General features: G+C 67.7%; 11 protein-coding genes. 6 read left to right on the top strand and 5 right to left on the bottom strand.

What is annotated here, in order from left to right; genetic code table 11:
* The first annotated feature begins 42 nt into the window (after positions 1 to 42).
* Entirely contained in the window at positions 43 to 744 is a 702-nt protein-coding gene (locus DIZ26_RS06325; RefSeq protein ID WP_157979605.1) for a GAF and ANTAR domain-containing protein, read from the top strand.
* 61 nt (positions 745 to 805) lie between these two features.
* On the opposite strand, the gene DIZ26_RS37790 is transcribed toward DIZ26_RS06325, so the two are convergent.
* On the bottom strand, positions 806 to 1,525 hold the full coding sequence (locus DIZ26_RS37790) for an ANTAR domain-containing protein (RefSeq protein ID WP_198675939.1): 720 nt from the start codon (positions 1,523 to 1,525) through the stop codon (positions 806 to 808).
* Between the two features lie 169 nt (positions 1,526 to 1,694).
* On the opposite strand from DIZ26_RS37790, the gene DIZ26_RS06335 reads away from it, so the two are divergent.
* Entirely contained in the window at positions 1,695 to 2,384 is a 690-nt protein-coding gene (locus DIZ26_RS06335) for a GAF and ANTAR domain-containing protein (RefSeq protein ID WP_112238749.1), read from the top strand.
* A gap of 39 nt (positions 2,385 to 2,423) precedes the next feature.
* Positions 2,424 to 3,209, top strand: coding sequence for an SDR family oxidoreductase (locus tag DIZ26_RS06340; RefSeq protein WP_112238751.1), 786 nt, complete (start codon positions 2,424 to 2,426; stop codon positions 3,207 to 3,209).
* 145 nt (positions 3,210 to 3,354) lie between these two features.
* Here the strand turns inward: DIZ26_RS06340 and DIZ26_RS06345 are convergent, their stop codons facing one another.
* The 4 genes from DIZ26_RS06345 to DIZ26_RS06360 form a co-directional block, all read right to left on the bottom strand.
* On the bottom strand, positions 3,355 to 4,002 hold the full coding sequence (locus tag DIZ26_RS06345) for a HemK2/MTQ2 family protein methyltransferase (RefSeq protein ID WP_112238753.1): 648 nt from the start codon (positions 4,000 to 4,002) through the stop codon (positions 3,355 to 3,357).
* Positions 3,999 to 5,201 (bottom strand): carboxylate-amine ligase, encoded by a 1,203-nt coding sequence (locus DIZ26_RS06350; protein WP_112238754.1) that lies wholly within the window; start codon positions 5,199 to 5,201, stop codon positions 3,999 to 4,001. Before DIZ26_RS06350 ends, DIZ26_RS06345 begins: the two co-directional genes overlap by 4 nt.
* Positions 5,202 to 5,359: 158 nt before the next feature.
* Complete coding sequence (locus tag DIZ26_RS06355) at positions 5,360 to 5,881, bottom strand: pyridoxamine 5'-phosphate oxidase family protein (protein WP_112238755.1); 522 nt, start codon at positions 5,879 to 5,881, stop codon at positions 5,360 to 5,362.
* Between the two features lie 39 nt (positions 5,882 to 5,920).
* Positions 5,921 to 6,979 carry a serine hydrolase domain-containing protein gene (locus DIZ26_RS06360; RefSeq protein WP_112238756.1) on the bottom strand — a complete coding sequence of 353 codons (1,059 nt, stop codon included), beginning with the start codon at positions 6,977 to 6,979 and terminating at the stop codon, positions 5,921 to 5,923.
* 129 nt (positions 6,980 to 7,108) lie between these two features.
* On the opposite strand from DIZ26_RS06360, the gene DIZ26_RS06365 reads away from it, so the two are divergent.
* The 3 genes from DIZ26_RS06365 (at position 7,109) to DIZ26_RS06375 (ending at position 10,848) form a co-directional block, all read left to right on the top strand.
* Positions 7,109 to 7,837, top strand: a complete 729-nt coding sequence (locus tag DIZ26_RS06365) for an endonuclease/exonuclease/phosphatase family protein (RefSeq protein ID WP_112238757.1) — start codon at positions 7,109 to 7,111, stop codon at positions 7,835 to 7,837.
* A 194-nt stretch (positions 7,838 to 8,031) separates the two neighbouring features.
* A complete protein-coding gene (locus DIZ26_RS06370) occupies positions 8,032 to 9,093 on the top strand; it encodes an acyltransferase family protein (RefSeq protein ID WP_157979606.1) in 1,062 nt (353 codons plus the stop codon).
* Positions 9,094 to 9,303: 210 nt separating this feature from the next.
* Positions 9,304 to 10,848, top strand: a complete 1,545-nt coding sequence (locus DIZ26_RS06375; RefSeq protein WP_112239102.1) for an alpha-L-arabinofuranosidase B — start codon at positions 9,304 to 9,306, stop codon at positions 10,846 to 10,848.
* The last annotated feature ends 13 nt before the right edge of the window (positions 10,849 to 10,861 follow it).

The raw sequence follows: 10,861 nt of genomic DNA on the forward strand, positions 1-10,861 counted from the left end.
GGCCGATCGCTTCAACCAACTTGGGAAGGGTACCGGCCGGAAATGGATGATGCGGAACTGATCGAGGCAGCCGCCCGGCTGGTGAAGTCGCTGACGCCGGGCGACCTGGACCATACGCTGAGTCGGATCACGGTGGCCGCGGTGGAGGTCCTCCCGGAGGTCGACTACGCGAGCATCACGGTGAAACACAGCGACGGCCGGCTGGAGACGGTGGCGCCGACCGATGACGTGCTGTGGGGTGTGGACGCAGCGCAGTACGACCTGCAGGAAGGTCCTTGTTACGACGCGGCCGTCGACACCGTTCACGTCGTCTCGCCCGACCTGGGCGCTGATCCGCGGTTCCCGCGGTACGCCGCGACCGCGGTGGCGGTCGGGATCCGGGCCCAGGCCGGGCTCCGGCTCTTCGACGCCCCGAGATCGCAGGGCGCGCTCAATCTCTACTCCACCGCGGTCGGCTCGTTCACGGACCTGGGGTCGCTCGGGCAGCTCTTCACCCATCAGTCGGCGCTGGCGATCGGGTACGCGCAGGAGGTCGACAACCTCCAGGTTGCGCTGCAGACGCGGCGGACCATCGGGCAGGCGATCGGCATCCTGATGGAGCGCTACAGCCTGACCGACCAACGCGCGTTCGCCTTCCTGACCAGGCTTTCCCAGCACGGCAACGTCAAGCTCAACCGGGTGGCCGAGCAGCTCGTCGACGATGCCGAGGGCAAGGGCGAACGTGGTACCGGTCAGGATCGCTGATCCGGCCGTCGATCGCTGATCCGCGAATCGCCACCTCACGCCCGCTCGATCGCAACGGCCGTCAGGCCAGCGTGTCTTTCCCGCTCCTGAGGCCAGCGGCGATGTCGGCCAGGAGGGCATCGGTCGTGACCGGTTCGAGCCGTCCACCTTGCCGCCGGCGGACCGCTGCCACGAAGTGCTCCGCGAGAACGCGGAGCGGAACCCTGCTGTTCCGCGAATGCCAGGTGAGCATCGCGAATGCAGCATCGGGCTCCAGCCCGTAGACGGCCATCAGAATCCCCTTGGCCTGATCGATGGCTGCGCGGGACAACAGCGCGCGGTGAAGATGCCGTACTTCGGCCAGCAGGGTCTGCTGATCGGGGAGAGCGGCGCCTGGAGCGGCCAGCATCGCGTCGACGGCTTCGGCGACCGTTTCGAACGTCCGGAGTTGCTGAGTCCGATCGGCGCAGAGCCGGTGCAGAAGCAGACGTTGGGCCCGCCGAAAACCGGCGACGCCCACGGGCAACTCCGCCGCACTGTGGTTGATCGCGTTGGCCAGCGCCGCCAACCCGGCCTCGTCGCAATGGGAGAGCAGTGTCGCGTCGAGCACCAGGCGTTCGGGCCGCTGCGTGGACGCGTCGTGCAGGATCGAGCGCAACGGCTTGCGCGAGGTGTGGGTGAGCCGGCCGGTCAGCCGGGCGATCAGCAACGGCGGAGTGAAGTCCAGGCCGATCTCGAGTTCGGAGCTCGAGCGGGCTGCCCACCGGAACTGTGGGCCGGGGTCGTCGACGGGCTGGTGCAACAGGCAATCCTCACTGGCGAGGTGGGATCCAGGCTGCTCACTCAACCTGTTTCCACGGTAAGCAGACGGCGTCGGTTGCGTCCAGGCGAGGAGAGCCGTCGGCAACGGCCCGGATCAGGCGTACTGTCGAAGCAATCGTTGGAATGCCTCCGGACGGAGGGATACGAGCATGGAGTTGAGGGAACTCATCGCCGTGATGACGGACGTCGCCGACTCACTGCAGTTGCCGATCGATCTGGCCGAGGCGCTCGACGTCATCACGCACTCCGCTGCTGATTCCGTTCCGGGAGTCGATCACGTCAGTATCTCCATCACGGCGAGGAATCACCGGATCCAGACGCTCGCACCGACCGATCCGGTGGCCGTGTGCGCCGACGAACTGCAGTACGAACTGCGGGAGGGGCCTTGTTACGAGGCCGCCTACGGGCAGCCGGTGGTCCAAGTGGACGACCTCGCATCGGACCTGCGCTGGCCGAGCTACGGGGCCAAGGCGGCCTGCCTGTTCGGCCTGGGATCCCAGCTGGCCTTCCAGTTCGAGGCCGCTCCACACGCCCGGGGCGCACTGAACCTGTACTTCGACCGTCCGTATGCGATCGACTCCGAGACGCGCCAGTTCGGCATGATGTTCGCCCGGCTGATCGCGCTCGCCCTCGGCTGGGCCCGGCAGGGCGAGACGATGACCCAGGCACTCGAGACCCGCACCACCATCGGGCAGGCCGTCGGCATCCTGATGGAGCGCTACCGGCTGGACAACGACCGCGCCTTCTCCTTCCTGGTGCGCCTGTCCCAGTCGACCAACGTCAAACTCCACGACGTCGCCGCCGGCATCATCACCGACACCGTCAACCACGCCAGCTGACCACCGTTAGGACGCCGTACTGCGGGGTACCGGCGCGGCATGCCTACAGCGATAGTCACCGGTTCTGACAGCGGTATCGGCAAGGCGGCCGCGGTCGCGTTGGCCAACGACGGCTTCGACATCGGGGTGACCTGGCACAGCGACTCCGAGGGCGCCGAGCAAACAGCCAAGGAGGTTCGGTCGCTCGGCCGCCGCGCCGAGGTGCGGCAGCTTGATCTGCTCGATCTGCCTGCTGCGGCCGACGTGATCGACGACCTGGCCGAAATACTGGGCGGTGTCGACGTGCTGGTCGCCAACAGTGGGACAGGCACCAGCGAGTTGGCCGTGGAGCTGTCCTTCGACGACTGGCGGAAGGTGTTGTCGGTCGACCTCGACGGAGCCTTCCTCTGCCTGCAAAGGGCCGCCCGCCGGATGATTCAGCAGGGCCGTGGTGGCCGGCTGATCGCAGTGACGAGCGTGCACGAGCACCAGCCGCGGGTCGGCTCGGCGCCGTACGACGCGGCCAAGGGCGGCCTGGGCCTGCTGATCAAGACGCTGGCGCTGGAACTGGGGGAGTACGGGATCACCGCCAACGCGGTGGCGCCTGGTGAGATCGCCACCCCGATGACGGGCCAGGAGGACGACGATCCGCGCGGTACGAAACGTCCCGGCGTACCGCTCGGCCGGCCCGGCGACGCGCGCGAGATCGCGGCCGTGATCGCCTTCCTGGCCTCACCGGGTGCCGCCTACGTGACCGGCGCGAGCATCGCCGCCGACGGCGGGATGCTCAACATGGGCCCGATGGCAGGCAGCCACCTCACCTCCGACGACTGGCGCCGCCCCTGACACACCGACGACCGGGCGGCGGCCGCGGACGTGCCGACGTACCGGCGGCAGCCCCTGACGTGCCGACGACCGGCGGCCGCGCCTGACGGGCGGCGGGTCGCCGGTCGGCGTGCCGGGTTTGGGCAGTGGGCGCCGGTGCGGTCGATCAGGAGCGACGGGCTTTGGCCCGGATGATCACGACTTCTTCCTCGTCGATGTCGGCGGGGATCGTGCCGGCCAGCTGCTGGGCGCGCATCAGCGGTCCGAGTGGTCCTCGGCGGCGGCTGCGTACCTCGACCTGCGTGAGTCCGGCTTGCTCCAGCCGGTTCAGGGTCGTGTCGGTTCCGATCAGGGAAGAGTGCACGAGGAGTATGGCTCCGCCGGGTCGCAGGTGGTCCGGCGCCTGATCGCACAGGTCGTCGAGGACGATCCGACCGTCGTGACCGGCCTCCCACGCGCGACTCGGCCCGCGGCGCGGGACGTCGGGTCTCGGCGACGGCACGTACGGCGGGTTGCTCACGATCAGGTCGAACCGCTCGCCCGCCACGGGTGCGAAGGTCCGTCCGCGGCGCGTCCGGACGCGCACGCCCGATCGTCTCGCGTTGAGCTGCACGGTGAGGAGCGCTCGGCGGGACACATCGACCGCGGTCGTCGTCGCACCGCACGCCGCGGCGGTGAGGGCAAGGACTCCGCTGCCGGTACAGACATCGAGCGCGAGCGAGTGCGGACCGATGTCCTCCTGGCGAATGGCGTCGGCCAGCATCCAGGAGTCCGAGATCGGGGCGAACACCCCGGGCAAGGTCAGCAGCTTCATACCGAGAACACCTCCGCCAGCCAGGGAACGACCCGTTGCGGACCGAGTGCTCGCAACTGCTTCACCGGGGGTTCCTCGACCATCGCCCGGACGCCGTCCAGGTCGCCGGCCGCGTAGGGCTCGGCACCGTCGATGAGATCGTGCAGACAGCGACTGGTGGGCCGGGCTTCCCCGCTTCGAAGGTCGAGCAACTCGCCACAGACTCCGTCTCGGAGAGCCGCCCAGCGGTTCTCGGTGATCTTCCACGACGGACTCGGCGGCCGGAGCTCGCCGAGGTGGTACTGGTCGGTCAATTGAGCCGCGAGGGCATGGACGAACCGGGCGATCGCGCTGGTCTGATCGGTGGTCGCCTGGACGTCGAGGACCCGGAGTTCGAGCGTGCCGTACCGAAGATGCGGCCTGAGTTCCCACCACCATTCGGCGGCGTCCGCCACCGCTCCGCCCTGGGCCAGCCACGTCAGGTTGTCGGCGTACTGCTCCCAGGAGTCGATGATCGGAGGCACGCCCTGGCGGGGGAGTTGCGAGGCGATGACCGGGCGGATGGAGCACAGACCGGTGTCCCGTCCGGCGGCGAAGGGAGCGGACGCCGCCAGCGCGGCCAGCTCCGGAAGGAGGTCGCGCAGCGCGTGGTAGACACCGAGCGTGCAATCGGCATCGCCGAAGGCCAGGTGCACCTGCAGGGACGAAACCAGTTGGCGGCCGATGACCTCGGGATAGCGAACTCTCAGCGCAGCGGCCCGATCCGTGCGGGACAGCGCGGCGGATCCGTCGAGCAGCGGATGGACGGCCGTGGCGATCGGGGCCAGCTCTGGATCGCACGCGGCGGCGATCAGGGCACGACAGGCGCGGAGCTCCTCGACAGCGCCAGTGACCTCGGTGTGGATAGAGGTCGCGATCTCGAGTTGGCACGCCGGGAGCTCAGGTTTGATCCGCGCGTCGCCGATGCTGTTGACCAGCCCAGCGGCATCCGCGGGGAGCCAGCTGTCCCGACGTACGAGCAGAAGCTCCTCCTCGAAGCCGACGGTTCCCCCGACGGTGCTCGCGAACAGCGACCTGAGCAGCTCGGCGTCCACCGGCTCAGCGATCGACGGCCCCGTATCGGGCGTAGCTCTCGGCGGCAGCTCGTCGACACCGGCGGCACCCAAGACAGGGTGGACGGCTCGTGACTCTGGCGGACGAACGGACCTGATCTCGGTCATGAAAGCCTCCTCCGTGCGCTCCACGCGCTCCGGCCTGAGGCTTCCTGCTGAACCCAGCCCCCCGATACCCCATTTCCTCCCGCCCGACACGCGGTGGGCCGCTCGTCACCTGATCACTTGGTGCTGAACTTTTGTGTCCTCTCTGCCACTCAGAAAGGTCAGGTCCAGGTGTATCGGGTCTCGGCGGACCTGCTGGTGGTGGTGAAGGCGAAGGCTTTGGTCGGCTGGACGCGGTACAGCTGAGCGTCCCCGCTGCGGACGGCTTTGGACAGATGATGCCAGGTGCCCTCTTTACGGGTGATCTGCCAGCCGTAGGACTCTTCAAAGGCGTCGGCCGCCGCTTCTCTTGTCGACTGGTCGGTGACCAGGGTCGCGGTGCCCTCGATGACGTAGTCGGTCCCGGTCAGGGTTTCCGTTCCCGCGGTGAGGACGCAGTGCTGGTTGGCGGCGAGATTCTTGGCCTTCTGCTCCTCGGCGCCGGTGGTGAACCACATCGCGCCGAACGCCCAGATCGCCAGCAGCGGTGTGACGTGGGGACGGCCGTCCCGGCGTACCGTGCAGAGCTGGAACTTGTGGATCCGGCGCAAGGCCAACTCGGTGTCCTCCCAAGGCGTCACGTCCGCGCCGGGCACGGAGAACGGACCAAGGGTCGTTTGCGGCGGTGTCGCGGTCTTGTCCACGGGAATTCTCCTTCTGTTGTCGGCCTCGCGCCGGGAATCTCAGAGATCGGCGGCGAGGATTGAGGTGACTGAGACAGCGGTGTCGAAGTCCGGACTCAGGCGCGTCTTGGTGAGGGCAAAGGCGACACCTCGGTCAGGGTCGGCGTAGGCATAGCTTCCCCCGCCACCGGGCCATCCGAAGGCTCTCGAGTTCTCCTCGGCGGGGGCGCCGATTCTGCCGATCGGGTAGCCGAGCGTCAGGCGCGCCGGCGTACCGAAGACCTCGTCGGTGCCTTCGAACGCGACCTCCGTCAGGCGTGTGGGATCGACCAGCTTGCCCTGGAGGACCGCGTCGAACATGGCCGCGAGCCCGTACGCCGTGGCGGTGCCCACCGACGGTATGTCGGCACCGAGCAGCTCGGCGTCGTTGCCGAAATCGGCGCTTGGCCCGCTCTCCCAGGGCGCGAGAACGGCATCGGCGTCGGCTTCGGCGGGCGCTCGCTGTGGTTGCTGGTCCACCCGCGCCAGGTCCGGCAGTACTTCACGCGGTACGGCGAAGTACAGCTGTCCCTGGATGCCGAGCGGCTCGGTGATCCACTCACGAAGGAGTTCGTGCATAGGCCGCCCGGTTGCGCGGCGGGCGAGCTCGCCGACGAGGTAGCCGAAGGTGTACGAGTGATAGCCCGTGGCCGCACCCGGTCGCCAGCGCGGTTCGGCGGCGGCCAGCGACTCACAGACCCTGGACCAGTCGGGAAGCTCGCGCGGCGTGATCTCGCGCGGCATGGCCGGTAGACCCACGGTGTGGGTGAGCACGTGCCGCAGCGTCGCGGCGGCCTTTCCCCTTACGCCGAACTCGGGCCAGACGTCGGTCACCGGGGTGTCGTAGTCGAGATGACCCCGCGCGACCAGCAGGTGCGCGAGAGTGGCCGACACGTTCTTGCCCGTGGAGAAGCTGAAGATCGGCGTACGGGAGGTCAGCGGCCGCCCCGCGTCCGCCGTACCGGCCACCGCGTCGATGACCAGTTCGCCTTCGCGAAACACAGCGACCTGCACCCCGGTCTCGGCTCCAGCCTCGACCAGCCTGTCGATCTCGCTCTGTACCTGTTCCTGTAGGCCCATCCGTGCACTCCCAGCACTGGTTAAGCAACCATCCGTCAGACAGTACGTCGGAACCCAGCAGCCGTCCTCGACACGATCGCCCGTGTTTTTTGACTGATTTGCGTCCTGGTTTGGGGGTACTGGCAGGTCATGCGTTTCATGACCTGGAACGTGTGGGGGCGGTTCGACGACAACTGGCCGCGGCGGCACCGCGCGATCGTGGACACCATCCATGCGCAGAGTGTCGACTTCGTCGCGCTCCAGGAGACCTGGTCCGCGGACGGTACCAGTCAGGCGAGCATGCTCGGCGCCGAGCTGAGGCTGTCGTCGACGTTCGCCCCGTCCCGGATGCCGCGCGACCCGGACCCCGGCGTACAGCTCGGTCTTGCGGTTCTCAGCCGCTACCCCTTCCTCGGAATCGAGCGACACGCGTTGGCGGGCGAGACCATCGCCTTGCGAGCAGAGATACGGCTCGGTGAACGGAGTCTGCATTTCCTCACCACCTGCCTGGACTGGGAGGAAGACCACGACACACAGCGAGCCGAGCAGGCCGGCGCACTGGTCGAGTTGGTGGAGAAACTGTCGGCAGCCGGCGACAAGGTGTTCGTGGCAGGTGATCTGAACGCGCCACCCGATCGGCCGGAGATCGGCCGACTGCTGTCCGTCTTGTACGACTGCTCACCGGAGGGCGACACCTATAGCTCACGCAACCCGTATCTCGGACACGGCGAATGGCTGGCGGACCACCGGATCGACTACATCCTCTCCGCAACCGAACCCAGTCGGTACCGGTCGTGGCTTGCCGGCCTCAACGAGGACGACGGCCTGCCACCGTCGGACCACTACGCGGTGGTGGCCGACATCGCCGTCGCCGACTGACGTCGCATCTTCGGTCTTCGCCGCGACGATGCTCTTAGCAACCAACCGGGGCAAGCACTGAGGTTCGTCCGCCGCCGGCCGGAAAGATCGTGCCATCGGCGGAGACGGCCGCGGTCTCATCAGACCAAGGGATGAGGCGGCGTCCCGACTTGGGGCCGATGGCAACGTGCCCGGATCCGCCTAAATTCTCGAGCATGGTGAAGGCGAACCGGATCTCGTGGGCGGATGTTGCCAAGGGCATCTGCATTCTGCTGGTCGTGCTGTGGCATGTGATCATGAAGCACTACCTGCAGGTCGACTGGCACATCGGTGGCCGGGTGCGCGGCCTGTGGGGAACGCTCGGCGAGCAGTTGCTGCCGCTGCGGATGCCCTTGTTCTTCGCGGTTTCCGGCTTCTTCGCCGTTCGTGCGGTGCAACGTCCTTGGTCGGCAGTGGTCCGCACCAAGGTGGCGAAGTTCTACTACCTCTACGTCCTCTGGCTGATCGTCCACACCGCCGTACTCGCCCTGGTGCCCGACTTCGCCACCGAGCGTGCGGACGGCCCGCTGAAGTTCCTTGCACAATTGACGATCACGCCGTCGAACCTGTGGTACCTGTACGCCCTCGCGCTCTACTTCGTGATCGCCAAAGTGGCCCGCCGGGTGCCGTCGTGGCTGGTGCTCGGTCTCGCCTTCGCCTTGTCGGCAATGGCTTCGGCCGGATGGCTCGACGTCCCAGGTGACCGTGGCGGCGTCTACCAGAACCTGGTCTTCTTCCTCGCCGGCCTTTACGGCAAGGGTTTGATCGAAGATTTGGCCGCGCGGGCAAGGTGGCGACGACTGTTCCTGGTCGGTACGCCGTACGTCGTCCTGCTGGCCGTGATCGCCATCTTCGACGCGAAGACCTGGTTCGGTCTGTGGCCGCTGGTGAGCGGGGTGGCGATCGTCCTCGGCGTCACAGCCGCCGGCCTGGTGTCCCGCTGGGAGCGCCTCACTGCAGCACTCACCAGCATCGGCCGCCGGACCCTCCCGATCTACGTCATCCACCTGCCCCTGCTGGCGTTGATCCACGCGGCCCTGATCAAACCTCTGTCGTCGGCAGGCCCAGCCATCCAATGGACCGCCGCAATCGCCGAGCCGGTCCTACTCACCGCCCTCCTGACCTACCTCTGCCTCTTCCTCCACCGCCACCTCCCCAGCCCCCTCTTCGACCTCCCGTTCGCACCCCGCACCGCCGACGCGGTCGAGCGGACGCGCGCCGAAGCGCCGGCCTCTTGAGGGCGGCCTGCGGCTACGGACCGAAACTTGGCCATTGCCCTCGGTGGGAGGTGGCGCTATGTTAGCGCTAACACTCGCTCCGCCCCGTTTTCTCCGATCGGCTGGACCTGGCCGAAGCACGTCGTGGTGATGCGACCCGGCGTGCTGCTGAGTCATGTCCCGGTCGGGGGATCCGGCAGTGGTGCTCGGATGCAACGGAAGGATCAGCAGATGGCACGAAGGTCGAGATTCTTGCTCCCGCAGGCGGCGCTTGCCGTCGCCGGCGCGCTCGTCGCGAGCCTGGTGGTCGGCGGCGGCACGTCCCAGGCGGCCACCCAGGGACCGTGTGACCTGTACGCGGCCGGTGGTACGCCGTGCGTCGCCGCGCACAGCACCACCCGGGCGTTGTACGGGTCCTACACCGGCCCGCTCTACCAGGTCCGGCGCGCGTCGGACAACGCCATCCGGGACATCGCCCCGCTGACCGCCGGCGGCGTCGCGAACGCCGGGACGCAGGATTCGTTCTGCTCGGGAACCACCTGTCTGATCACGATCATCTACGACCAGTCGGGCCGCAACAACCGCCTGACGCAGGCGCCTCCCGGCGGCTTCAGCGGGCCGGCCGCGGGCGGGTACGACAACCTCGCCAACGCCTCCGCGGCGCCGATCACCGTCGGCGGCCACAAGGCGTACGGCGTTTATGTTGCCCCGGGCACCGGTTACCGCAACAACAACACCAACGGCGTCGCCACCGGCGACCAGTCGGAGGGCATGTACGCCGTGTTCGACGGCACCCACTACAACGGCGGTTGCTGCTTCGACTACGGCAATGCCGAGACCAACAGCCACGACAACGGCAACGGCACGATGGAGGCCATCTACTTCGGCAACAGCAGGTCCTGGGGTTCGGGCGCCGGCAACGGCCCGTGGATCATGGCCGACCTCGAGAACGGTCTCTTCTCCGGGGTGAACACCGGGAACAACGCCAACGATCCGACCATCAGCCACCGCTTCCTGACCGCCATCGTCAAGGGCGGCCAGAACCGCTGGGCGATCCGCGGCGGCAACGCACAGTCCGGTGGCGTATCGACCTTCTACGACGGGGTTCGTCCCAATGCTGCGGGCTACAACCCGATGAAGAAGGAAGGCGCCATCATCCTGGGCATCGGTGGCGACAACAGTGTCGGTGCTCGCGGCACCTTCTACGAGGGTGTGATGACGTCGGGCTATCCGTCGGACTCGACCGAGAATGCCGTGCAGGCCAACATCACCGCGGCCGGCTACACCACGAACTCCAGTGGGACCGGCCTGACTCCCGGCTCGGCCGTCTCCCTGCGCGCCACCACCGCCTGCTGTACTGACCGCTACATCCACCACACCGGTTCGACCGTCGACACCACCGTCATCGGGAGCGGCAGCTCCACGACCGAGAAGGGCAACGCGTCCTGGACCGTGCGGGCCGGCCTCGGCAACAGCTCCTGCGTGTCCTTCGAGTCCAGGAACACATCCGGGCAATACCTGCGGCACTACAACTACCAGCTCCATCTGCAGGCCAACGACGGTACGTCGCAGTTCGCTCAGGATGCGACGTTCTGCCCTGAGAGCGGCCGCAATGGTCAAGGCGTCTCGCTCAGATCGCTCAACTTCTCCGACCGGTACGTCCGGCACTACAACAACATCGTCTACATCGCGGCCAACGGAGGCTCCAACGCCTTCGACAGCACCAACGCGTACGCCGATGACGTGAGCTGGCTCGTCAGCTCACCCTGGGGCTGATCCCGGGGCACGC

This window comes from Kribbella monticola, from assembly GCF_003261635.1.
Lineage (GTDB): Bacteria > Actinomycetota > Actinomycetes > Propionibacteriales > Kribbellaceae > Kribbella > Kribbella monticola.